23 protein-coding genes are annotated in these 21,539 nt (G+C 49.4%); 10 read left to right on the plus strand and 13 right to left on the minus strand.

Features of this window, described 5'->3' with window-relative positions; translation table 11 throughout:
- The first annotated feature begins 195 nt into the window (after positions 1 to 195).
- The 4 genes from IE094_RS06900 to IE094_RS06915 all read left to right on the plus strand — a co-directional run bounded on the left by IE094_RS06900 (position 196) and on the right by IE094_RS06915 (position 4,730).
- Positions 196 to 1,215 (plus strand): amino acid ABC transporter substrate-binding protein, encoded by a 1,020-nt coding sequence (locus tag IE094_RS06900; RefSeq protein WP_189639853.1) that lies wholly within the window; start codon positions 196 to 198, stop codon positions 1,213 to 1,215.
- A gap of 133 nt (positions 1,216 to 1,348) precedes the next feature.
- Complete coding sequence (locus IE094_RS06905) at positions 1,349 to 2,566, plus strand: amino acid ABC transporter permease (RefSeq protein WP_189639854.1); 1,218 nt, start codon at positions 1,349 to 1,351, stop codon at positions 2,564 to 2,566.
- A 1-nt stretch (position 2,567) separates the two neighbouring features.
- Positions 2,568 to 3,866, plus strand: coding sequence for an amino acid ABC transporter permease (locus IE094_RS06910; RefSeq protein ID WP_189639855.1), 1,299 nt, complete (start codon positions 2,568 to 2,570; stop codon positions 3,864 to 3,866).
- A 96-nt stretch (positions 3,867 to 3,962) separates the two neighbouring features.
- On the plus strand, positions 3,963 to 4,730 hold the full coding sequence (locus tag IE094_RS06915) for an amino acid ABC transporter ATP-binding protein (RefSeq protein WP_189639856.1): 768 nt from the start codon (positions 3,963 to 3,965) through the stop codon (positions 4,728 to 4,730).
- 51 nt (positions 4,731 to 4,781) lie between these two features.
- On the opposite strand, the gene IE094_RS06920 is transcribed toward IE094_RS06915, so the two are convergent.
- The 4 genes from IE094_RS06920 to argB are packed head-to-tail and all read right to left on the minus strand — an operon-like array spanning position 4,782 to position 7,566.
- Positions 4,782 to 5,285 carry a SixA phosphatase family protein gene (locus tag IE094_RS06920; RefSeq protein WP_189639857.1) on the minus strand — a complete coding sequence of 168 codons (504 nt, stop codon included), beginning with the start codon at positions 5,283 to 5,285 and terminating at the stop codon, positions 4,782 to 4,784.
- Positions 5,282 to 5,917 carry a ferredoxin gene (locus IE094_RS06925; protein WP_189639858.1) on the minus strand — a complete coding sequence of 212 codons (636 nt, stop codon included), beginning with the start codon at positions 5,915 to 5,917 and terminating at the stop codon, positions 5,282 to 5,284. Before IE094_RS06925 ends, IE094_RS06920 begins: the two co-directional genes overlap by 4 nt.
- The gene (locus IE094_RS06930; protein ID WP_189639859.1) at positions 5,914 to 6,693 is read right to left on the minus strand and encodes a sterol desaturase family protein; all 780 of its coding nucleotides are present in this window, start codon (positions 6,691 to 6,693) and stop codon (positions 5,914 to 5,916) included. The genes IE094_RS06925 and IE094_RS06930 overlap by 4 nt, the downstream gene beginning before the upstream one ends.
- Positions 6,694 to 6,702: 9 nt before the next feature.
- On the minus strand, positions 6,703 to 7,566 hold the full coding sequence (gene argB, locus IE094_RS06935) for an acetylglutamate kinase (protein WP_189639860.1): 864 nt from the start codon (positions 7,564 to 7,566) through the stop codon (positions 6,703 to 6,705).
- Between the two features lie 127 nt (positions 7,567 to 7,693).
- On the opposite strand from argB, the gene IE094_RS06940 reads away from it, so the two are divergent.
- The gene (locus tag IE094_RS06940) at positions 7,694 to 8,434 is read left to right on the plus strand and encodes an SDR family NAD(P)-dependent oxidoreductase (protein ID WP_189639861.1); all 741 of its coding nucleotides are present in this window, start codon (positions 7,694 to 7,696) and stop codon (positions 8,432 to 8,434) included.
- A gap of 3 nt (positions 8,435 to 8,437) precedes the next feature.
- Here IE094_RS06940 and yihA read toward each other — a convergent pair whose 3' ends face one another.
- From yihA to rpmH, 8 genes are all read right to left on the minus strand, one after another.
- Positions 8,438 to 9,088 (minus strand): ribosome biogenesis GTP-binding protein YihA/YsxC, encoded by a 651-nt coding sequence (gene yihA, locus IE094_RS06945; RefSeq protein WP_189639862.1) that lies wholly within the window; start codon positions 9,086 to 9,088, stop codon positions 8,438 to 8,440.
- The gene (locus IE094_RS06950) at positions 9,088 to 9,843 is read right to left on the minus strand and encodes an MOSC domain-containing protein (RefSeq protein ID WP_189639863.1); all 756 of its coding nucleotides are present in this window, start codon (positions 9,841 to 9,843) and stop codon (positions 9,088 to 9,090) included. The genes yihA and IE094_RS06950 overlap by 1 nt, the downstream gene beginning before the upstream one ends.
- Before the next feature lies 1 nt (position 9,844).
- On the minus strand, positions 9,845 to 11,650 hold the full coding sequence (gene yidC / locus IE094_RS06955) for a membrane protein insertase YidC (protein WP_189639864.1): 1,806 nt from the start codon (positions 11,648 to 11,650) through the stop codon (positions 9,845 to 9,847).
- Positions 11,651 to 11,809: 159 nt separating this feature from the next.
- Positions 11,810 to 12,646: a tRNA 2-thiocytidine(32) synthetase TtcA gene (gene ttcA, locus IE094_RS06960; protein ID WP_189639865.1), complete on the minus strand. Its 837-nt coding sequence runs from the start codon at positions 12,644 to 12,646 to the stop codon at positions 11,810 to 11,812.
- A gap of 51 nt (positions 12,647 to 12,697) precedes the next feature.
- Positions 12,698 to 13,921, minus strand: a complete 1,224-nt coding sequence (locus IE094_RS06965) for an aminopeptidase P family protein (RefSeq protein WP_189639866.1) — start codon at positions 13,919 to 13,921, stop codon at positions 12,698 to 12,700.
- 157 nt (positions 13,922 to 14,078) lie between these two features.
- Positions 14,079 to 14,300: a membrane protein insertion efficiency factor YidD gene (gene yidD / locus IE094_RS06970; protein ID WP_189639867.1), complete on the minus strand. Its 222-nt coding sequence runs from the start codon at positions 14,298 to 14,300 to the stop codon at positions 14,079 to 14,081.
- The gene (rnpA, locus tag IE094_RS06975) at positions 14,297 to 14,698 is read right to left on the minus strand and encodes a ribonuclease P protein component (RefSeq protein ID WP_189639868.1); all 402 of its coding nucleotides are present in this window, start codon (positions 14,696 to 14,698) and stop codon (positions 14,297 to 14,299) included. Before rnpA ends, yidD begins: the two co-directional genes overlap by 4 nt.
- Before the next feature lie 26 nt (positions 14,699 to 14,724).
- Positions 14,725 to 14,859 (minus strand): 50S ribosomal protein L34, encoded by a 135-nt coding sequence (rpmH, locus tag IE094_RS06980; protein WP_099592213.1) that lies wholly within the window; start codon positions 14,857 to 14,859, stop codon positions 14,725 to 14,727.
- A gap of 290 nt (positions 14,860 to 15,149) precedes the next feature.
- Here rpmH and IE094_RS06985 point away from each other — a divergent pair, with 290 nt between their 5' ends.
- From IE094_RS06985 to IE094_RS06995, 3 genes are read left to right on the plus strand one after another with little or no spacing between them, the layout of a single operon-like run.
- Positions 15,150 to 15,878 (plus strand): TVP38/TMEM64 family protein, encoded by a 729-nt coding sequence (locus IE094_RS06985; protein WP_189639869.1) that lies wholly within the window; start codon positions 15,150 to 15,152, stop codon positions 15,876 to 15,878.
- 4 nt (positions 15,879 to 15,882) lie between these two features.
- Entirely contained in the window at positions 15,883 to 17,295 is a 1,413-nt protein-coding gene (locus tag IE094_RS06990) for a dihydrolipoyl dehydrogenase family protein (RefSeq protein WP_189639870.1), read from the plus strand.
- A gap of 28 nt (positions 17,296 to 17,323) precedes the next feature.
- Entirely contained in the window at positions 17,324 to 18,730 is a 1,407-nt protein-coding gene (locus IE094_RS06995) for a sensor histidine kinase (protein ID WP_229802132.1), read from the plus strand.
- A 48-nt stretch (positions 18,731 to 18,778) separates the two neighbouring features.
- Here the strand turns inward: IE094_RS06995 and trpS are convergent, their stop codons facing one another.
- Positions 18,779 to 19,801 carry a tryptophan--tRNA ligase gene (trpS, locus tag IE094_RS07000; RefSeq protein WP_189639871.1) on the minus strand — a complete coding sequence of 341 codons (1,023 nt, stop codon included), beginning with the start codon at positions 19,799 to 19,801 and terminating at the stop codon, positions 18,779 to 18,781.
- 86 nt (positions 19,802 to 19,887) lie between these two features.
- Between trpS and IE094_RS07005 the strand changes: the two genes are divergently transcribed.
- Together IE094_RS07005 and IE094_RS07010 are read left to right on the plus strand one after the other, a co-directional pair.
- Positions 19,888 to 20,574: a rhomboid family intramembrane serine protease gene (locus tag IE094_RS07005; protein ID WP_189639872.1), complete on the plus strand. Its 687-nt coding sequence runs from the start codon at positions 19,888 to 19,890 to the stop codon at positions 20,572 to 20,574.
- Positions 20,575 to 20,627: 53 nt separating this feature from the next.
- Entirely contained in the window at positions 20,628 to 21,488 is an 861-nt protein-coding gene (locus tag IE094_RS07010; protein WP_189639873.1) for a lysophospholipid acyltransferase family protein, read from the plus strand.
- The last annotated feature ends 51 nt before the right edge of the window (positions 21,489 to 21,539 follow it).

Raw genomic sequence — 21,539 nt, forward strand, 5'->3', positions numbered from 1 at the left:
TTGGGTAAGTTTTAGTGACCTAATTTTATGCATAAAATATTGTTACCAATAGACCCATAATCAACTCTTGACCCATACGCCTTATTCGCCCCACAATAACTGCCAGCGCTAAGGGGGAGTCTCTTGGCCTGTAAATCCAGTCGCAAGATTGGAATATCAGCCCGAATTCTAGGGCTACATCAGGATGAGGTAAAAATGAAAAAATCTACATTTATCGGCACAGTCGCCGCTGCCACGCTTGCAGCAGGTTTCGCTGCAGCTGGTACATTGGACGAAGTTAAAGCAAAAGGTTTCTTGCAATGTGGTGTTTCCACTGGTCTTGCAGGCTTTTCGAATGCTGACGCAAATGGCGAATGGAACGGCTTTGACGTTGCTTTCTGTCGTGCGGTTGCAGCGGCGGTTTTGGGTGATTCAACAGCGGTTAAATTCACACCGACAACAGGTAAAACACGTTTTACCGCGTTGGCATCTGGTGAAATCGACATTTTGGCACGTAACACAACATGGACATTCAGCCGTGACGTTGACCTGAAATTCTCTTTCGTTGGTGTAAACTACTATGATGGTCAAGGTTTCATGGTTCCAAAAGCATTGGGCGTAAGCTCTGCGAAAGATTTGGACACTGCAACTGTTTGTATCCAAACTGGTACAACAACCGAATTGAACTTGGCTGACTTCTTCCGTTCAAACAACATTTCGTATGAGCCTGTGCCAATCGAAACAAACGCAGAAGCACAAGCACAATACTTGGCTGGTGCATGTGACGTTTACACAACGGACGCATCTGGTTTGGCTGCGACACGTGCAACATTTGAAAACCCTGGCGATCACATTGTTCTGCCAGAGATCATTTCAAAAGAGCCTTTGGGCCCACTTGTACGCCACGGCGACGACCAATGGGCGGATATCGCACGTTGGACATTGAACGCGTTGATCACAGCAGAAGAGCTGGGCATCACATCAGCGAACATCAAAGATGCTGCGATGTCTGCGGGTGATAACCCAGAAATCAACCGTCTGTTGGGTACAGAAGGCAACCTTGGCGAAATGCTTGGTCTGTCAGCTGACTGGGCTGCGAATGCGGTTGCTGCCGGTGGTAACTACGGCGAAATCTTTGAACGTCACATTGGTGAGAAAACTGCGATCGGTATCGCGCGCGGTTTGAACGCACAGTGGACAAACGGTGGTCTACTATATTCACCACCTTTCCGTTAATCGGAATTTGAAAGGGCGCGGCAATGACCGCGCCCTTTTGCCAAAACAACAATAATAATAAAATGCAGGAAATTTCAACCAACGCCGCAACCGCGACGATGCGAAATTTCTGTACCAAAAACAGGGGGACATTATGTCAGTTATTACGGACCCGCCCCAACAAGGGTTTCGAATAAGCCAGCTTTTGTACGACACACGATATCGTTCAATGACAATTCAAATAATTGCATTGATTGGTTTCTTGGTGGCGTTTGGTTGGTTGATAAACAACACATTGGCCAATTTGGCTGCACTTGGTAAACCGCTTGGCTTTGGGTTTCTGTGGGAACCTGCGGGTTATGACATTAACCAGCGCTTGATCGAATATAATTCACAAATGTCGAACGCCCGTGCGGCGTTGGTCGGCGTTTTGAATACATTGCTGGTAGCCGTTCTTGGCTGTATTGCCGCGACCATATTGGGCGTGTTGATCGGTGTTTTACGGTTGTCGAAAAACTGGTTGGTGTCACGGTTGATGACAGTCTACATCGAAGGTTTCCGCAATGTTCCCGTGTTGCTTTGGATTCTTATGGCCATGGCGATTTTCATCGAAATTTTCCCACAACCACGGGATTTTCGCGGTGAAGATCCTGTTGCAACAATGAAGATATTTGAAACCGTTGCGGTTACAAACCGTGGTGTTTATTTGCCAGGCCCCATCATGAATGCGGGTTCCGGTGTTGTGGTTGCCGCGTTCATCGCATCACTTGTTGCGATCTTTTTCTTTGGTAAATGGGCCAAGGCGCGCCAAGAGCAAACAGGGCAAATTTTGCCAACGTTTTGGATCAAGCTGGGGATTTTGATTATCCCATCGATGCTAATCTTTTTCATCATGGGCAAACCAATTGGCATGGAAGTTCCCGCAATCAAAGGCTTTAACTTTGCTGGTGGTATTTACATGCGCAACTCGTTGATCGCGCTATGGCTGGCATTGTCATTATATACTGCGGCGTTTATCGCCGAAACGGTACGTTCTGGCATTATGGCCGTGTCCAAAGGCCAAACAGAGGCCGCCGCCGCATTGGGGCTACGCCCCGCACGCACCATGAACTTGGTTGTGTTGCCACAAGCGTTGCGTGTGATTATCCCACCAATGATTTCCCAATATCTGAACCTGACCAAAAACTCGTCATTGGCGATTGCGGTTGGTTACATGGATGTAACGGGCACATTGGGCGGTATCACGTTGAACCAAACAGGGCGCGAGATGGAATGTTTGATCATTCTGATGGCGATCTATCTGACGATTTCATTGATTATTTCCGGTGTTATGAACTGGTACAATGAACGCGTAAAGTTGCAGGAGCGCTGATATGTCAAATATTTCTTATGTCCGCACAGAGATGCTGCAAGAAAAGGCGCCACCTGTTACACAAACGGGGATCGTTAAATGGGTGCGCGAAAACTTGTTTTCATCCGTGAGCAACAGCGTTCTAACGCTACTTGCACTTTGGCTGTTATACACATTGTTGAGCCACGTTTTGCCATGGGTGTTTCAATCATCATGGAGCGCAAATAGCCTAACCGAATGTCGTTCTGCCATTGCAGCCGCATATGGCGAAGGCACGCATGGCGCGTGTTGGGCGGTTATTCGTGAACGGTTCTTCCAGCTAATTTATGGGTTCTATCCACCGGAATTATACTGGCGTCCAAACTTGGCGTTTATCCTGATGTTGGTCGCCTTGGCGCCTGTGTTGTTTGATAAATTGCCGCGCAAAATGTTGTGGTTTTCGGCAGTCTATCCCTTCCTTTGCTTTTGGCTGTTGTGGGGTGGTTCAATCTGGCTCCCGCTGAGCATTGTTGCTGGTTTTGTTTTGGGTGGTTTTGCATTCAAACTGATCGGGGCACAATTCGGCAATTTGTTCGCCACGATTGGTGCGTTCCTTGTGCCAATTTTGTGGTGGATGTTTGCCGCAAGCCCTGTGGCGAGCGGAATACACAGCGCCATTCCACTTGGGTTAGAAGCAGTTGAATCTGCCAAATTTGGCGGCTTTTTGCTGTCGATTTTGATCGGGATTACAGGGATCGTGTTATCCTTGCCGATCGGGATTTTGCTGGCCTTGGGGCGTCAATCTGATCTGTTGATCGTCAAAGCAATCTGTGTGGGGTTCATCGAATTTATTCGTGGTGTACCGTTGATTACACTGTTGTTTGTGGCATCGGTTTTGTTGAACTACTTCTTGCCACCTGGCACCAATTTCGATTTGATTTTGCGTGTTGTGATCATGGTCACATTGTTTGCATCCGCCTATATGGCCGAGGTTATTCGCGGTGGTTTGGCCGCGTTGCCAAAGGGCCAATATGAAGGTGCGGACAGTTTGGGTTTGGATTTCTGGCAATCAACACGCCTGATTATCATGCCACAAGCGTTGAAGATTTCGATCCCATCGATCGTTTCAACCTTTATCGGTTTGTTCAAGGATACAACATTGGTGTCGATCATTGGTCTGTTTGATCCAATTGGTCTGTCCACCAACATTCGCGCGGATTCAGCGTGGAACGGGATTATTTGGGAACTGTATGGTTTTATCGCCATTGTGTTCTTTATCTTCTGTTTCTCTATGTCGCGTTATTCGATGTATTTGGAAAACAAATTGAAAACTGGCCACTAATGATTGCGCCTTGCGAAATGCAGGGCGCAACACCGAAACAATCGTGACCCTTGCAAACAAGCGCGTCACAAATACAACGCTAAAGGGAGACCCTTAATGGCAAACGCAAAGAAAATGGACGTATCCGACGAAGTTGCGATCCAGATTGAAAAAATGAACAAATGGTACGGTTCGTTCCATGTTCTCAAAGACATCGACCTGACGGTTAATCGCGGCGAACGTATCGTGATCTGTGGCCCGTCTGGTTCGGGTAAATCCACGTTGATCCGTTGCATCAACGCATTAGAAGAACACCAACAAGGCAAGATCATTGTTGATGGTACGCATCTGTCGTCTGATTTGAAAAACATCGACACGATCCGTTCAGAGGTGGGGATGTGTTTCCAACACTTTAACCTGTTCCCGCATCTGTCGATTTTGGAAAACTGTACGTTGGCACCGATCTGGGTACGCAAAATTCCGAAAAAAGAAGCCGAAGAAACGGCGATGCATTTCTTGGAAAAAGTGAAAATTCCAGAGCAGGCCGATAAATACCCTGGTCAGTTGTCTGGTGGTCAGCAACAGCGTGTGGCGATTGCGCGTTCTTTGTGCATGCAGCCGCGCATCATGTTGTTTGATGAACCAACATCCGCACTTGATCCTGAAATGATCAAAGAGGTTTTGGATACTATGATCGAGCTGGCCGAAGAAGGCATGACAATGTTGTGTGTGACACACGAAATGGGTTTCGCTCGCCAAGTTGCCAACCGCGTTATTTTCATGGATGCGGGTCAGATCGTTGAACAAAACGAGCCAGAAGAATTCTTTAACAACCCACAATCCGAACGGACACAATTGTTCCTAAGCCAGATTTTGGGCCACTAAGAATTTAACGAATTTATGATCAGGGCGATGGTGGAAACACCGTCGCCCTTTTTATTTTCGCAAATCGCGCGGGGTGACAAAATCAACCGCTGTGCCCCGACCAAACCCAATGGATTGCCAATCGGGTGTATCAAAATCAATTACGGTGATCGCCGCCGTTGGGTAATACATAAATTTAGGATGGTTGGGTGCAAGCTTTACCAAACGCGCGGCAAAATCGGAAATGCCAGGGTTATGGGCGAGCATCATTACTGTATCTGTCGTACCCTTTTGCAATTGCCCCATCAGACGTTCTGCCGTTGCGTGATACAGCGATTTTTCATATCGCACGGGCGGATCAAACTGCGCCGCGATACCAACGGATTCCCATGTTTCCATGCAGCGCGTTGCGGTGGAACAAATCACCTCGGACGGGGTGTAACCCTTATCCACAAGCCACGCCGCCATCATGGGGCAATCATCGCGCCCGCGTTGGTTCAACGTGCGATCATGATCCGTCAGGCGCAGATTATCCCAGCTTGATTTCGCGTGGCGCATTAATATTAGTCGCTTCATTCATTCCCCCTAAACACCCGCATATAATGCGCAGATTGCGCGGCGTCGCGTTTTGCGCCTGCGCTGATCGGGCAGGCACGGCGCACCGCACAGCCCTTGGTCATGCAATCGCTTTTGGGGTTGGAACGCAAGTATTCTTTGCATTTCGGCACGTCATATCCCGCGGGTGTCAGCGCATTTACTGGGCAAGCGGTGGCGCAGGGTTTGGGGATGCATGTTTCACATGGTGATTGGTGCGTTGTTGGTGGCAGATCAATGCGTTCGTCAAATGCGAGTGCACCGCGATAGGATATCATTAATCCAAATTGATCGTGGACTAACATCCCAACATGGCTGTTCCATGCGCGACCCGATTGTTTCGCGTAATCCAAAAACGGTGCATAGGGTGGCCCAACAAATGGCAGAATGGCGCGCGCATTGAATTTTGTAGCGAGTGTTTCAAATACCCGCGCTGACCAATGATCAACAGGATCGGCGGCGTGGTATTCGGGGGCATTTTTTAGAACTTGCCAAAAATCAGGTGCAGGTGCGAACAGGACCAGCGTGCCAATATCGGGATCATCAGGATGAAACGCGCCGACCAGCGCCAGCCCCATATCATTTGACGCGCCTTCAATACGTGCCAAATTCATTTGCGAAAGGGCAAAAGTAATGACCAGCCAAGCTTTGCCGGGCGATCATCCTGCCATTGTAGCCCGATCAACATATCATCATGCCCTGCTTTTGGTTGCGCGATATAGGTGCGAAACATCTGATCCCAAATGGATAGGGAAAAGCCATAGTTGCTGTCGTGTTCATCGCAGTGCACCGAATGATGCACACGGTGCATATCGGGGGTGACGATGATACGGCGCAAAATGGCATCCATGCGCGGTGACAGGCGGATATTGGCATGATTAAACATTGCCATACCGTTTAACATCACCTCGAATATTACCACGGCAATGGCCGCGACCCCCAACAGATAAACCATGCCAATTTTTAAAACCATCGACAGGGCGATTTCGATAGGGTGAAACCGAATGGCGGTGGTGACATCGACATCGCGATCTGCGTGATGCACGCGGTGCAATTGCCATAACAGGGGTATTTTGTGGCTGACTAAATGTTGCGCCCAAATGATGAAATCCAAGATCAGAACCGCAAGTGTAATTTCCAACCACGCGGGCAGGGACAGCCAATTGAACAACCCCCAACCGGCAGCATGTGCATCCACCGCCGCGCCAACGGCGAGCAATGGTACAACAACCGCCATCAATTTAAGTGTCAGCGTATTGGCGATGGTGATGCCAAAATTGGTGAACCAACGGCGTTGGCGTGATTGTGTACGCGATTTTCGCGGCAGCGCGAATTCCGCGCCGATCAACAGCGCAAGCAGCCCCAAAAATATAAATAGTCTGATTTCCATTTCCCGCCCCTATGCGCGGATCATCGAACCCGCACCGTAATCTGTGAACAATTCCAACAAACATGCATTGGCCATGCGCCCATCCATAATCACAACTGCGCGAACGCCATCATTAATGGCATCCAGTGCGGTTTGGGTTTTTGGGATCATGCCACCAGAGATCACGCCCTTGTCCGTTAGGTCGCTAACCTGTTCCGCGCTCAGGTTCGTGAGAACATCACCATCTGCGTCTTTCACACCCGATACGTCGGTCAATAACAGCAAGCGGTTTGCCTTAAGCCCACCAGCGATTGCGCCCGCCGCCGTATCGCCATTGACGTTGAATGTCTCGCCATTCTTACCCGTGCCAAGGGGTGCGATCACGGGGATAAAGCCCGATTCAATCAGGGAAAACACGACCTTTGCGTTTACCGCAACAGGATCACCCACCATGCCCAGATCGCCCGCCGCTTGTTCGCAAACCAACAGGTTGGCATCCTTGCCCGACAGGCCAACCGCCCGCCCGCCTTGGCCGTTGATGGCGGATACGATGGATTTGTTGACTTTACCCGACAAAACCATTTCGACAACATCGACGGTTTCGGGGGTGCTGATCCGTTTGCCGTTTACAAATTCTGTTGGGATTTCCAACTTTTCCAACATCGCGTTTATCATTGGACCACCGCCATGCACGATCACTGGCTTGATATTACATTGGCGCAGCATGACCATGTCGCGGGCAAATGATTTCATTGCCTCTGGGCTGCTCATGGCGTGACCACCCAGTTTGATCACAATAATCGCACCGTCGTGACGCTGGATATTTGGCAATGCCTCGCTTAACAAACGGGCGGTTGCGATGCTGTCACGTTTCATGGCTTTGGACTTCTCCATCTTGGGATCCTTATCTTGATTTTAGACTGCATAACGTATTTTCATACCCTGCGCCAAGGGGCTTGCATATCTGATGAAACCTGCGCCTATACTACGGTTAAATACCTGAGTCGAAAAGTTGGGAATTATGGCGGATACGGAACAAAAAACGATGTTGCTGACAGGGGCGAGCCGCGGGATTGGCCATGCCACTGTGAAACGGTTTGCCGCCGAAGGTTGGCGCGTGATCAGTTGTTCACGCCATGCATTTTCCGATAAATGCCCGTGGCCGGGGGGCGAGGAAAACCATTTGCAGGTTGACCTGTCCGATCCAAATTCGACAATTGATGCAATCGCGCGGGTGAAAAAACGCCTGAATGGGGGTAAGCTGCACGCGTTGGTGAATAACGCTGGCGTTTCGCCCAAAGGCGAAGATGGCGCAAGGCTCAGCACGCTTGATACCGATTTGCGCACTTGGGGACAGGTGTTTCATGTGAACTTTTTCGCATCCGTGGTGTTGGCGCGTGGATTGCGCGATGAATTGGCCGCCGCACAAGGTTCGGTGGTGAATGTTACATCAATTGCGGGGGTGCGTGTGCATCCGTTCGCAGGTGCAGCTTATGCCACATCAAAGGCCGCATTGGCGGCGTTGACACGTGAAATGGCACATGATTTTGGCCCGCTGGGGGTGCGTGTGAATGCGATTGCACCGGGTGAGGTGGAAACAAGCATCCTGTCACCTGGCACGGATAAGATCGTGGAGAAATTACCGCTTCGCCGATTAGGGCAAACCCACGAAGTGGCCGATGTGATTTATTATCTGTGTTCAGATCAAAGCAGTTACGTATCAGGCACCGAAATCGAGGTGAACGGCGGTCAACACGTGTAAGGATTACACCAGCGTTGCGATGATATGGCGAAGCGTTGGAATGCCTTCGCCCTTTTCCGAGGACGTCAAAACCAGTTCTGGGTATGATGCAGGATATTTTTTGATCACGGATTTGGTTTTTTCCAAAACCTTGTCTAATTCACCCTTTTTCAATTTATCGACCTTGGTCATGACGATTTGAAACGTCACAGCGGATTTGGACAGCAATTGCATGATTTCTTCGTCAGCGGTCTTTGGACCGTGACGTGAATCAATCAACAAAAACACGCGGCGTAATGATGGGCGGCCTGATAAATACGCCTTGAGCAAGCGTTGCCATTTTTCAACGACGGGCAGGGGTGCATTTGCAAAACCGTAGCCTGGAACATCGACCAGATAATGTTCTTCGGCCAATGTGAAAAAGTTGATTTCCTGTGTCCGCCCAGGGGTGTTTGATGTACGTGCCAATGCTTTGCGCCCTGTCAGCGCATTGATCAGGCTGGATTTCCCGACGTTAGAACGCCCAGCAAAACACACCTCTAGCCGATCTGCGGGGGGCATGCCATCCATTGCAACCACACCTTTGAGGAAATCAGTTTCGCCCGCGAATAGAACGCGCGCAGATTCGATTTCTTGGGCGGTTGGTTCTTCGGCAATGTTAAATTGGATATCCATCAAAGAATCTCGATTTTGCTGTTGGCGCAAATTGTGCCAGATTTTGTGACCACACCAAAGACGCCAAAATTGATATGCCCCCAGTTAGATTTCAACGTACCAAGGGTATCAACATCGCTGATCCCTGTGGCGGGGTTTACGGTGGTGGCAAGGCATCGTTCAACGGGTTTGGTAATTTCGAATTCAGCGTCACCGATGCGGATGGTTTTGCCTAGCCAATTGAATTCTTCCCACGCATCAAATCTATCGACCCAAACATTCGCACGAAAACGGCGTTGGTGTAATTCTTCGCCGCATTTTTCAGATAATGCCGCCAATGATGCATTGGATAAGATAGAGAGGCTCGCCGTGCCAGAATCGGTCATGCCGCGTCCTGCGACGCTGACCACTTGTTTTGGCAAGGATCGGTTGGGATTGCTGATCTTGCGCACCCATTCCACCAACGCGGCGGCGTCGGTTGCATTATCAGGATCGGCCAATAGATCATCCAGATCGGGGTGCGAAAAGCGGTGTTTGCCAGATATTTCATCAAACTGCGAGGTCACAGCCATTAACGAATGGCCACGTGCACCGCGTGCAAAATTCATGCACCGCGCCCATTCGGGGGCGTCGAAATTGAATTTGCTGTCTTCGTGGGCAATCGCCCAATGGCGATCAAGTGGCATGGTTTTGCCAGCGGCAAGTGCAACAGATTGCAATTCTTCGCCGCCGACACCTTTGACAGGGTGGCGCCACAGGTTTGTGACGTTCCCCATTTTATGCGGTATCTTTTTTCTTACGCAAGAAGCCAAACATGTTGCCCCAGATATCTGGTTTCACGCCTTGGCTGCGCATAATCGTGTATTGCTGGATAAACGTGATGGTGTTGTTGGCCACCCAGTAAATCACCAAACCCGCCGCGAATTGACCCAGCATGAACATAAATACCCATGGCATCCACGCAAAGATTTGCGCCTGTGTTTTATCTGTCGGGGCGGGGTTCAATTTTTGTTGCAACCACATGGTGACGCCCATCAAAATTGGGAACACACCGATGGAGAAAATCGCAAAGAATGATGTCGCATCAGGTGTTGACCACGGCAGCAATCCAAACAGGTTCAAGAACGATGTTGGATCGGGCGCAGACAGGTCATGAATCCAGCCAAAGAACGGCGCATGATACATTTCAATCGTTACAAAAATCACCTTGTAGAGCGAAAAGAAAATCGGGATTTGTAGCAAGATCGGCAAACAACCAGCGGCGGGGTTTACCTTTTTGTCCTTATACAATTTCATCATGCCCTGTTGCAGTGCCTGACGATCATCGCCGTGCTTTTCTTTCAATGCTTCCATTTCTGGCTGCAATTCTTTCATGCGTGCCATGGAAACGTATGATTTATATGCAAGCGGGAACAAGATCGCCTTGATGATCAATGTCAAACCAATGATCGCCCAACCCATGTTGCCAATCAGGTTGTTCAAGAAATGCATGACCTTGAAAATTGGTTTGGTGAGGAAGAAAAACCAACCCCAGTCGATTGAATCAACGAATTTGGCGATACCGCCATCCTCGTAGGATTTGATCACATCGTATTCTTTTGCACCTGTGAACAATGATGTGGTTATCGATTGTGTGGCACCAGCGGCCACCGCCATTGTTGGCAGGCGCATATCAGTTTGATATGTGTCATTGCTGGCGGAATATTTGGATACGGAATTGAATGCTTGGCCCGATTGTGGTGCAAGCGCTGTCATCCAGTATTTCGAAGTAAAGCCGATCCAGCCCTCTGATTCCACGCCAATGGCATCGATATTTGCGTTTTCGCGTGGGTCCAGATCTTGGTCTGGCATATCGTCGTAATCGATTTCTTGGATTTCACCGTCGGAATTTCGCACCACACCTTCGTGCAGGATATAAAAACCGATGGTTTCTGGTTCGCCCTTGCGTGCGATAATGCCATATGGGGCGAGGCGGACTTCGCCATCTGTGGTGTTTTCAACGCTTTGTGTGATGTCGAATTTATATTCGGCGTCAACGCTGATTGTGCGGCGGAATGTCAGACCCGTGCCATTGTCCCACTTCAGGGTCACAGGCGTTGTTTCGGTCAATGTTGTACCGTCTTCGATTTGCCAAACGGTGCTTGCGGTTGGCACGTTGTCATATGTCAGGCCACTGGCAGGGGCCCAGCCATACATTGTGTAATATGCATTGGGTCCACCCGCAGGTGACAGCAATGTGATTTTTTCAGATGGATCATTCAGACGCACGTTGTAATCTGTCAGTTGCAGATCATCAATGCGCCCCCCCGTGAGGGACAATGAACCAGACAAGCGCGGTGTTTTGATTTCAATGCGTTCTGATTTCGCCAACGCAGTATCGCGCGATTGTGCAGGTGTTGCCGCAATTGCAGGGATCGCACCATCAGCGGCGGGTGTCGTTGCAACGCCATCGCTGGTTTGTGTCACGGCCGTTGTTTCAGGTTCCGCGGGTGGTTCTGGTGGGAACAGGAAGAACCATACCAATACCACAAGTGCGCTGAGCACCATCGCGAGGATCATATTTTTGTTGTTATCTTCTTCCATTTGCCTGTCCTAAAACCGATCTGATGAGTCCGCTTGGTTCAATACAAAAGGTTGCCAAAGGTCAAGGTTCTTGGCCGTCTTATTGTTCAAACCTGCGCAAAAAACGCAGGCCATTGTGCGGATGTTTTTATTTTGTCCATTTGGGTGGGTTTTTTGCCACTATTCCTTGGGGTTTGGGCGCATCAACCCTGCGAAATCAAATAATTGCGAATCCAGCAGGTGGCTTGGGCGTGCGTTCATCAGGCTGCGAAACATCACTTGGCGACGACCAGGGGAATTTTTTTCCCAAGTGTCCAAGATTTGTTTGACCTGTTGGCGTTGTAACCCGTCTTGGCTGCCACACAGATCGCATGGGATGATAGGGTAATTCATTTGATTGGCGAATTTTTCACAATCGGCCTCGGCCACGAATGCAAGCGGGCGATAAACGAATAAATCGCCCTCATCATTCACCAATTTTGGTGGCATGGTTGCCAAACGCCCACCATGAAACAGGTTCATAAAAAACGTTTCCAACATATCATCGCGATGATGGCCAAGCACAACAGCGCTACAGCCTTCTTCGCGAGCGATCCGATAAAGGTTGCCACGGCGTAGGCGGCTACACATCGCACAATATGTGCGCCCTGCTGGAACCTTTTCCTTTACGATGGAATAGGTGTCTTCGTATTCGATCCGATGGGGCACGCCCATGCGTTCCAAAAATTCGGGCAATACGGTTGCGGGGAAATTTGGTTGCCCCTGATCCAAATTACACGCCAACAATTCCACAGGCAGCAATCCGCGCCATTTCAATTCATGCAACACGGCCAGCAAAGTATAGCTGTCTTTGCCACCAGACAAACAGACCAACCATTTGGCATCACGTTCGATCATGCCAAATTGCTCAATCGCTTCGCGCGTTTGGCGCACGATACGTTTGCGTAGCTTCTTGTATTCGGTTGTCGATGGCGCGCCCTCGAACAGGGCGTGAATTTCGGTTTTATCGTCCAACATGGGGCAGGCTCCTTGGCGTTGATGCTCTATAACCTGCCCTGTTGATAATGCCTAGGGGGCAACGATGTTGTGTTGGGGGCCATATGGGAACCCAGTGATGTTTTCGCTGTTGTCTTTGCCAACCACCAAAATGTCATGTTCGCGGTACCCGCCCGCGGCGTTGTCACCGTCGGGCAATGTGAGCATCGGCTCCATGGAAACCACCATGTTTTCGGTTAAAACCGTGTCGATATCTTCGCGCAGTTCCAATCCCGCCTCGCGACCATAATAATGGGACAGAACGCCAAATGAATGACCATATCCAAATGATCGATATTGCAACAGGTTTTGATCGGCAAAAAATGCGTTGATCTCTGCACAGATATCGCTGCATTTCACACCAGGTTTAATCAGGGATATGCCCAGTTCATGCGCATCAACATTGGCCTGCCAAACGCGCAATTCATCGCCATTGGGTTCGCCAACAAATAATGTGCGTTCCAGCGCGGTGTAATATCCGTTGATCATCGGGAATGTGTTGAGCGACAGGATATCGCCGGCCTGTAATTTTCGCGTGGTCACCGAGTTATGCGCCCCATCGGTATTCAGCCCCGATTGAAACCAAACCCATGTATCGCGAAGCTCGCTATCGGGAAATGCCCGTGCGATTTCCAGTTCCATCGCATCGCGTCCCGCCATGGCCACATCGATTTCACGTGTGCCAATTTTGATCGCATCGCGAATGGCCGCACCACCAATATCGGCAATCCGCGCACCTTCGCGGATTAATGCGATTTCGCCCGCTGATTTGATCATACGTTGTTGCATGGATGCAGGTGCGACATCAAAAACCAATTTGGGTTGCAGATGTTCCAACATGGCACCACGCGCCATAACTGTCAGGTGATCAGCCTCGTACCCGACTGATTTCCCCGTTCCGATCAGCGATTTTACCGTTTGCCAATAATTGTCGCGCTGCCAGTCTGTATAAACGATGTTTTCAGTGGCGGATCGTCGTGCAGGTTGCCCCGCATCAATTCCAGCGGAAACGGTTGTGGCAGTGTCATGTGTAATGACACAGGCATATGGGCGCCCGAATGAGCAATATAAAAAACCAGAATAATAGGCGATGCCATGCATGGATGTCAGGATCACCGCATCCAACCCGTTTGCATTCATAATCTCGCGCATGCCTGCGATACGCGCATCATATTCAGATTGAGCAAACGGCAATGGCGCGCGTTCACCATTGGCAAAGCGAAAATTTCGGACACGTGTGTTAAGGTTATGTTCCATCAAGGTCTCCTGTAAATCAGGGGCAAACCAAACACCCCCAAAGGAATGTCCGGGCGTGCAGGACCATAAGATGAAGCGCATGTCGCGCAGGTGACGCCATCACCTGTTGCAAATATACGCGAAATTTTGCGCCTGTCTTGTGAAAAATATAGGTGGATTAATCGGGGACGTTATCCACGCCAGACCCACCCCACGGATGACAACGCCCAATGCGTTTGGCCGCGAGCCATGATCCCTTGATCCCACCATGTTTTTCTAATGCTTCAAGGGCATAAGCGCTACATGTCGGTTGATATCGGCATCCATGCCCGACCCACGGGCTAAAGATCAGGCGATAGGCACGTACAGGAATTGCACATATTTTTGCAAGCGGGGTCATTCATGCACCTTTTTTAGGGCATAACGCATGTCTTTGATTAAGTCGTTGAAATCACGATTGGCGGTGACTTGGGATTTGCCGATCAGGACGTAATCCCAACCCGCGCGGCCCTTTTCAGACAAAACAATTCGTGCCACTTCGCGTAATCGGCGTTTGGCGCGGTTGCGGGCAACGGCATTGCCGACCTTTTTGGAACAAGTGAAACCAACACGCGTGGATGTGTCATCATCTTTGCGATCGCGTGCTTGCAGTACCAAGCCCGTGGTGCCGCGCCAATTTGCACGAGAACAGGCCAAAAAATCGGCGCGTTTTTTAATTGTTTGTAGGCAAACGGAAACCGCCGGTGGCGTTCCACCAGCGCCCTGTGGGGTGCTGATTGTTGCCTCCGGCGGTTTCATAATTCAGATACCCGTATGGGTGCGTCTTATGCAGATAGGCTCTTGCGGCCCTGTGCACGACGACGGTTCAAAATTTTACGACCGTTTTTCGTTGCCATACGCGAACGAAAACCGTGACGGCGTTTGCGAACAAGGTTGCTCGGCTGGTATGTACGTTTCATGTCGATCTCCTGATCGTATTGCGGCCAAACCTACAAGAGATTCGAAGCCGGTGGTGTTCAAGTGCCGCTGTTTAGGCCGATGAATTGTGTAAGTCAATTCGCAATCCCACAGTTTTATTGCAAGAATGTCAGTTCTTTTCATCCAAATGTTACGGTTTTGTCGGTTTTACCCTGAAAACCCCATAAATACTGAAATATTGATACACGCCCGATCAACCCGCTGTGAGCCTACTAGCGTAACCGCCGCGATTCATCCAATTAAGATGTAACAAACGCAAGGGGTGCGAACAATGAGCGATACAACAACGGCAAAGGGGTTTTCGATAAGGCGAATGATTCCACTGATTACAATCTTGGTTGTAGCGGTTGCGGGGTTCATTTTTTTGAAAGACTATCTGAATTTTGAAACATTGCGCGACAATCGCGAAAGCTTGATCGCATGGCGCGATGGGAATTATTTTATCGCAGCACTGACATTTATCGCAATTTACGTGGTTGTCGTTGCATTTTCATTGCCAGGTGCGGCGGTGATGACGTTAACAGGTGGGTTCCTGTTTGGCATATTCCCAGGTGCATTGTTCAATATCCTTGGCGCAACCATTGGTGCGGTGGCGATATTTTTGGCGGCGAAGACAGGGCTTGGCGATCTGTTGCAGCAAAAGCTGCAAAATGATGGCAAAGAATCCGTGCTGGATAAAATGGGGCGCGAGATAAACAAAAACGAGATCAGTTATCTGTTTTTGATGCGCCTTGTGCCCGCAATTCCGTTTTTTATCGCCAATCTGGCACCTGCGTTTTTGGGTGTTAAGCTGAAAAATTTTGTGGTCACCACGTTTTTCGGCATCATGCCCGGATCGGTTGTTTATACATCTGTTGGCGCTGGGCTGGGCGATGTGTTTGCCGCGGGTGAAACGCCCAACCTCGGCATTATTTTTGAGCCCCATATTTTGGGCCCGATATTAGGGCTTTGTGCCTTGGCGGCGATGCCGATTGTCATTTCAAAATTCAAAAAGGTTTAAGGTCATGGAACGTATTAAAACAGATTTGTGTATTATTGGTGCTGGCTCTGGCGGTCTATCCGTGGCGGCAGGGGCTGTTCAAATGGGTGCATCCGTGGTTTTGCTCGAAGGGCATAAAATGGGTGGTGATTGCCTGAATTACGGCTGTGTCCCATCCAAGGCATTGATTGCGGCAGGCAAACATGCCCATGCGATGACCACGGGCGCACCGTTTGGCATTAAACCTGTGAAACCTACAGTGGATTACGCGGCGGCCAAGGATCATGTTTCAAACGTGATCAAGGGCATCGAACCTCATGATAGTGTGGAACGGTTCCAAGGGTTGGGTGTGAATGTGATTACCGAATTTGGTACATTCATTTCCCCAACAGAGGTGCAAGCAGGCGATAAAATCATCACCGCGCGCCGTTTTGTGATTGCAACGGGGTCATCCCCGTTCGTACCACCCATTGATGGGCTGGATGGTGTGCCCCATTTCACCAACGAAAATATATTTGATTTAAGAGAACAGCCCGATCATTTGATCGTGATTGGTGGCGGTCCAATCGGAATGGAGCTGGCGCAAGCGCATGTGCGCCTTGGCAGCAAGGTCACAGTGCTGGAAGGCATGAAAGCATTGGGCAAGGATGATCCAGAATTGGCGGCTATCGCATTGGAGCGTTTGCGCAGTGAAGGCATTGAAATTGTTGAGGGCGCATTGGCCGAAAAAATCACTGGAGGTGCGGGTGATATCAATGTGCACACCAAGGATGGCAAGACATATAGCGGCACACACTTGTTGATGGCCGTTGGGCGCAAACCCAATGTTGATAAGCTGGATTTGGAACAGGCAGGCATTAAACCCACACGCGGGGGCATCAAAGTTGATGCATCCCTGAAAACCACAAACAAGCGCGTTTATGCGATTGGTGATGTGGCGGCGGGGCTGCAATTTACCCATGTGGCGGGATATCATGCGGGCGTGATTATTAAATCCGCATTGTTTGGTTTGCCATCGAAAGCGAAAACAGATCACATTCCGTGGGCCACGTATATCGACCCAGAAATGGCGCAGGTCGGTTTGACCGAAGAACAAGCACGCGAAAAACACGGCGATAAATTGGAAGTGGTACGGTTTGAATACGCCGAAAATGATCGGGCGCGCGCAGAACTGGCAACAACGGGGTTGATCAAGGTTATGGTGATCAAGGGTCGCCCTGTTGGCGCATCCATTGTTGGTGCGCAAGCGGGTGAATTGATTCAAATTTGGGCACTGGCATTGGCGAATAATCTGAAAATGTCAGCAATTGCCAATATGGTTGCACCTTATCCCACATTGGGCGAAGTGAACAAACGCGCGGCGGGTGCATATTTCGGCCCGCGACTGTTTGACAGCACGATGGTGAAACGCATTGTAGGTTTGGTCCAGAGGTTCTAATATCGCAACAGTTTAACTGTGCAGGCATATGATGTTCTTTAACTCGCTTTCTGGCCGTTTCTTGTTGTTGACGGTTGTGTTTATTATGCTGGCAGAGATTTTAATCTTTGTCCCTTCCGTGGCGCGTTTTCGTTACGAATATTTGCACGAGCGTTTGGAACGATCACAAATTGCATCCCTTGCATTGCTGGCTGCACCCGACGATATGGTGAACCCAGAATTAGAGGCAGAGTTGTTGGACAATGCCAATGTGTTGAACGTTGTGTTGCGCCGCGATGATTTGCGCGAATTGGTTCTGTCATCGGAAATGCCAGCATTGGTCGCGCAAACATATGATTTGCGCAACAACAGTGCGTGGACATTGATCAAAGACGGGTTCGCGACCCTGCTAAATCGCGAGGACCGTGTGATCCGTGTGATGGGCTATCCGGTCAAGGACGCGGGACAGTTGATCGAGATATCGATGAATGAACGCCCGCTGCACGATGCACTGCTTGATTATGGGTACAACATTTTATGGCTATCGCTGGTGATTTCATCCATCACTAGCCTACTTTTGTTTTTTGCTGTGCGACGATTGATTGTTCAACCAACCAATCGTGTGATCCGCCAGATGAGGAATTTTGAATCCGCACCCGAAGATCGCAATAATATCATCCAACCCAAGCGCGGGATTAAAGAGTTGTATGAAGCCGAAGTTGCATTGCAATCCATGGAAAAACAAATCCATAAATCGTTACGCCAAAAGGAACGCTTGGCGGCACTGGGCGGTGCGGTGTCAAAGATTAGCCATGACTTGCGCAATATTTTGACCACGACGCAATTGTTGGCGGATCGCATGGAAATGAGCGACGATCCACGGGTGCAAAAGACCGCGCCAAAATTGGTAAGTTCGTTATCGCGCGCGGTGAATCTGTGTGAACGCACGTTAATGTATGGAAAGGCCGAAGAGGCAGAGCCAGATATCAAAGAATTGTCGCTTTATAAATTGATCGAAGATGTGGCGGAAAATGAACGATTGCCGCTGGATGGTTCAGATGTGAGCATCGAGGTTGATATCAATAAATCACTGCGCGTTGCCGCTGACGAAGAACAACTACACCGTGTGATATCAAATCTTGTTCGTAACGCGGGGCAGGTGCTGGCCGCACGTAAGGCTAACGGTGTGATCAACTTAACCGCATCAGATACGCCAGACACTTGGGATATTTTGATCCGCGACAACGGGCCAGGATTGCCGGCAAAAGCATTGGATAACCTGTTCACCGCATTTGAAGGTGGCGCACGCGCTGGTGGATCTGGGCTTGGGCTTGCGATTTCAGCAGAGCTGGTCAAAGGGCATGGCGGGAAACTGGAACTGGTTGAAACAGGCGAAAATGGCACGTTGTTTCGTGTAAGCTTGCCAAAAAATCATGATGAGATTAACACAAAATAGGCGCGCTGAATCACCCCAGCGCGCCCAATAATTTAATCGTCGATTAGATTAGCGCGATAATACCATACCCATGATTTCCATGGCTTCATTAACGATGGGCTCGGCGATGTTGGCGGCGCGATCGGCACCTTTGCCCAAAATCGCATCAATTTGGGATGTGTCATTCATCAAGCGTGCGATTTCATCGCTGATCGGACCAATTTTTGCCACGGCCAAATCTGCAAGCGCTGGTTTGAATTGGCCAAATTGCTGACCGCCAAATTCGCGTAACACATCATCCGAGCTGGTTTCAGAAAGTGCAGCATAGATATTCACCAGATTGCGCGCCTCTGGGCGTTCTTTCAAACCTTCCGTTTCGCTTGGCAATGGTTCGGGATCTGTCTTTGCCTTGCGAATTTTTTTGGCGATTGTGTCTGCATCATCTTTGAGATTGATACGGCTCATGTCTGATGGATCGGACTTTGACATTTTCTTGGTGCCATCGCGCAATGACATCACGCGTGTTGCCACGCCCTCGATTACAGGTTCGGGCATTGGGAAAAAATCAACACCGTAATCATGATTGAACTTGGCCGCGATATCGCGGGTTAATTCCACATGCTGTTTTTGATCTTCGCCAACGGGAACATGTGTGGCTTTGTAAACCAAAATGTCCGCCGCCATCAGGGCCGGATAGGCATAAAGCCCAAGCGACATTTTTTCAGCGTTCTTGCCCGCCTTATCCTTGAACTGTGTCATGCGGTTCATCCAGCCAACGCGCGCCACACAGTTAAACAACCATGCCAATTGCGCATGTGCGGGCACTTGGCTTTGGTTAAACAAAATGGATTTTTCGGGATCAAGGCCACAAGCCAAATAGGCCGCCGCCAGTTCACGCGTTTGACGGCGCAGATCATCAGGATTTTGCCAGACAGAAATCGCGTGCATATCGACCATACAGTAAATGGTTTCAATGCCGCTATCTTGCATTGTCACAAAACGGTTCAACGCGCCAAGGTAATTCCCAAGCGTGAGGTTCCCAGATGGTTGAATGCCAGAAAAGATGCGCTGTGCGTTCGCGGTTTCTGTCATGGTATTTGATCCTTGATTAGATTACTAAACGTGCACGCCTTATCGCCCCGTGCGCCCCACGCGTCAACCAGTCAAAGAATGCCGTTATGTATGATCCTGATCACAATGTATCACCGATACACGCTTTGCCGCCCGTTGTGGTTTTATTGACGGGTTTGATCGCGGCGATTGAATTGCTGTTTCAGGCAGGCGCACATGGATTTATTGGTGGGCCAGAGGCCATTGGCTGGCGCATTAGTGCGGCGCGACAATTTGGATTTTTTGATCAAATTTCCGATTGGATGTTTCAAAATCAGAGCGCGCCATTGGAACACGTCATTCGCCTATTCACATATGGTTTTATCCATCGCAGTTTCCCAGAGGCATTGATTGTATGTGTTTACGTCTTGGCGCTGGGCAATTTTGTTGCCAAGGAATTGCATTGGTTCGGTGTTTTGTCGGTTTTTTTCACAAGCCAAGCATTTGGAGCAATCGGCTATGCACTGATCTTGAATGAACACACATTGTTAATTGGTGGGTATCCTGCGGCCTTTGGTTTGATCGGGGCGTTTACGTGGATTGTTTTTGCTGGGCGAACACAAGCGGGCAAAAACGGATTCCCCGCATTTCGTCTTATCGCGATGTTCATGGCGTTTCAGGCGGTTTGGAAAATCGCATTTGGTGGCAATAATCAATGGCTGGTGGAAATCATCGCCTTTGGCGTTGGTTTCAGTCTGTGCATAATATTGTTCACTGGTAAAGAAGCGGTGTTGGAAAAAATCCGCCAACGTTGAAATCACATTGAGATTAAGCAATAAGACGCAATGATTTACAAGAAAGCCTCGTGATGAAAACCCTGTTATCATTTGTTCAATTTGCCCCGATTTGGGTGATTTTAAAGCTGTTTAAAATTATCCCCATCGAACCGCGAAGCCGTATATTGGGGCGCTTGACGGGTGGTGTGATCAAGGTTTTACCAAGCATTCGCAAACGCGCGGATGATAATTTGGCACTGATTTTCCCTGATATGGCGATCGGAGAGCGTTTGACCATACGCAACACGATGGCCCGCCACGTTGGGCAAACATTGGGCGAGATTTTATTTAACGAAGATTACGCAGCGCAAACCAAACGATTTCATGCATCGGGTGTCGGGCTTGATGTTTTAGAACAATGTAAGACCGATGGGCGCGGTGCGATTATTGTATCTGGCCATTTTGGCCAATGGGAGGCGATCCGCCATTATTTAATGGCGCATGGCATGGAAACAGGGGCGCTGTATCGCCCAACGAACAATCCATTTTACGAAAAATATTTCCTGCGTGGCATTAAACGTGCAGGCGAACCAATTGTGCCGCGTGGTACAGGTGGTGTGCGCACCATGATAAAAACGCTGCGCAGTGGCGGGTTTATGGCCATTTTGATTGATCAGCGTCAAAACGACGGGCGCGATCTACCGTTTTTGGGACATAATGCAAAAACAGGGGTGGCAGCGGCGGAAATGGCGCTGAAACTCAAGGTGCCATTGGTACCTGTATTTGCAACCCGTGCTGCAAACGGACAGGATATTCATATTGATTTCCAGGAACCGATTGAACCAACCGATGCGATTGAAATGACGCTTCGGGCAAATGAACGGTTAGAGTCTAAAATCCGCAATCATCCCGAACAATGGTTTTGGGTGCACAAACGTTGGTTGATAAAATAAGTGCAATAAAAAAGGCAGCGTCGAAACGCTGCCTTTTAATAACAGATCGAA

This window comes from Paramylibacter ulvae, assembly GCF_014652655.1.
Classification (GTDB): Bacteria; Pseudomonadota; Alphaproteobacteria; order Rhodobacterales; family Rhodobacteraceae; genus Amylibacter; species Amylibacter ulvae.

Bases quoted from the DNA above. Each gene is read 5' to 3' on its own strand.
- IE094_RS07010 (WP_189639873.1), top strand. From the start codon at position 20,628: ATGAAAACCCTGTTATCATTTGTTCAATTTGCCCCGATTTGGGTGATT.
- ttcA (WP_189639865.1), bottom strand. From the start codon at position 12,646: ATGTTGGACGATAAAACCGAAATTCACGCCCTGTTCGAGGGCGCGCCA.
- rpmH (WP_099592213.1), bottom strand. From the start codon at position 14,859: ATGAAACGTACATACCAGCCGAGCAACCTTGTTCGCAAACGCCGTCAC.
- yidC (WP_189639864.1), bottom strand. From the start codon at position 11,650: ATGGAAGAAGATAACAACAAAAATATGATCCTCGCGATGGTGCTCAGC.
- IE094_RS06950 (WP_189639863.1), bottom strand. From the start codon at position 9,843: ATGGGGAACGTCACAAACCTGTGGCGCCACCCTGTCAAAGGTGTCGGC.
- IE094_RS06940 (WP_189639861.1), top strand. From the start codon at position 7,694: ATGGCGGATACGGAACAAAAAACGATGTTGCTGACAGGGGCGAGCCGC.
- IE094_RS06915 (WP_189639856.1), top strand. From the start codon at position 3,963: ATGGCAAACGCAAAGAAAATGGACGTATCCGACGAAGTTGCGATCCAG.
- IE094_RS06925 (WP_189639858.1), bottom strand. From the start codon at position 5,917: ATGAATTTGGCACGTATTGAAGGCGCGTCAAATGATATGGGGCTGGCG.
- yidD (WP_189639867.1), bottom strand. From the start codon at position 14,300: ATGACCCCGCTTGCAAAAATATGTGCAATTCCTGTACGTGCCTATCGC.
- IE094_RS06905 (WP_189639854.1), top strand. From the start codon at position 1,349: ATGTCAGTTATTACGGACCCGCCCCAACAAGGGTTTCGAATAAGCCAG.
- yihA (WP_189639862.1), bottom strand. From the start codon at position 9,088: ATGGATATCCAATTTAACATTGCCGAAGAACCAACCGCCCAAGAAATC.
- rnpA (WP_189639868.1), bottom strand. From the start codon at position 14,698: ATGAAACCGCCGGAGGCAACAATCAGCACCCCACAGGGCGCTGGTGGA.
- IE094_RS06965 (WP_189639866.1), bottom strand. From the start codon at position 13,921: ATGGAACATAACCTTAACACACGTGTCCGAAATTTTCGCTTTGCCAAT.
- argB (WP_189639860.1), bottom strand. From the start codon at position 7,566: ATGGAGAAGTCCAAAGCCATGAAACGTGACAGCATCGCAACCGCCCGT.
- trpS (WP_189639871.1), bottom strand. From the start codon at position 19,801: ATGACAGAAACCGCGAACGCACAGCGCATCTTTTCTGGCATTCAACCA.
- IE094_RS06910 (WP_189639855.1), top strand. From the start codon at position 2,568: ATGTCAAATATTTCTTATGTCCGCACAGAGATGCTGCAAGAAAAGGCG.
- IE094_RS06985 (WP_189639869.1), top strand. From the start codon at position 15,150: ATGAGCGATACAACAACGGCAAAGGGGTTTTCGATAAGGCGAATGATT.
- IE094_RS06900 (WP_189639853.1), top strand. From the start codon at position 196: ATGAAAAAATCTACATTTATCGGCACAGTCGCCGCTGCCACGCTTGCA.
- IE094_RS06920 (WP_189639857.1), bottom strand. From the start codon at position 5,285: ATGAAGCGACTAATATTAATGCGCCACGCGAAATCAAGCTGGGATAAT.
- IE094_RS06995 (WP_229802132.1), top strand. From the start codon at position 17,324: ATGATGTTCTTTAACTCGCTTTCTGGCCGTTTCTTGTTGTTGACGGTT.
- IE094_RS06990 (WP_189639870.1), top strand. From the start codon at position 15,883: ATGGAACGTATTAAAACAGATTTGTGTATTATTGGTGCTGGCTCTGGC.
- IE094_RS07005 (WP_189639872.1), top strand. From the start codon at position 19,888: ATGTATGATCCTGATCACAATGTATCACCGATACACGCTTTGCCGCCC.
- IE094_RS06930 (WP_189639859.1), bottom strand. From the start codon at position 6,693: ATGGAAATCAGACTATTTATATTTTTGGGGCTGCTTGCGCTGTTGATC.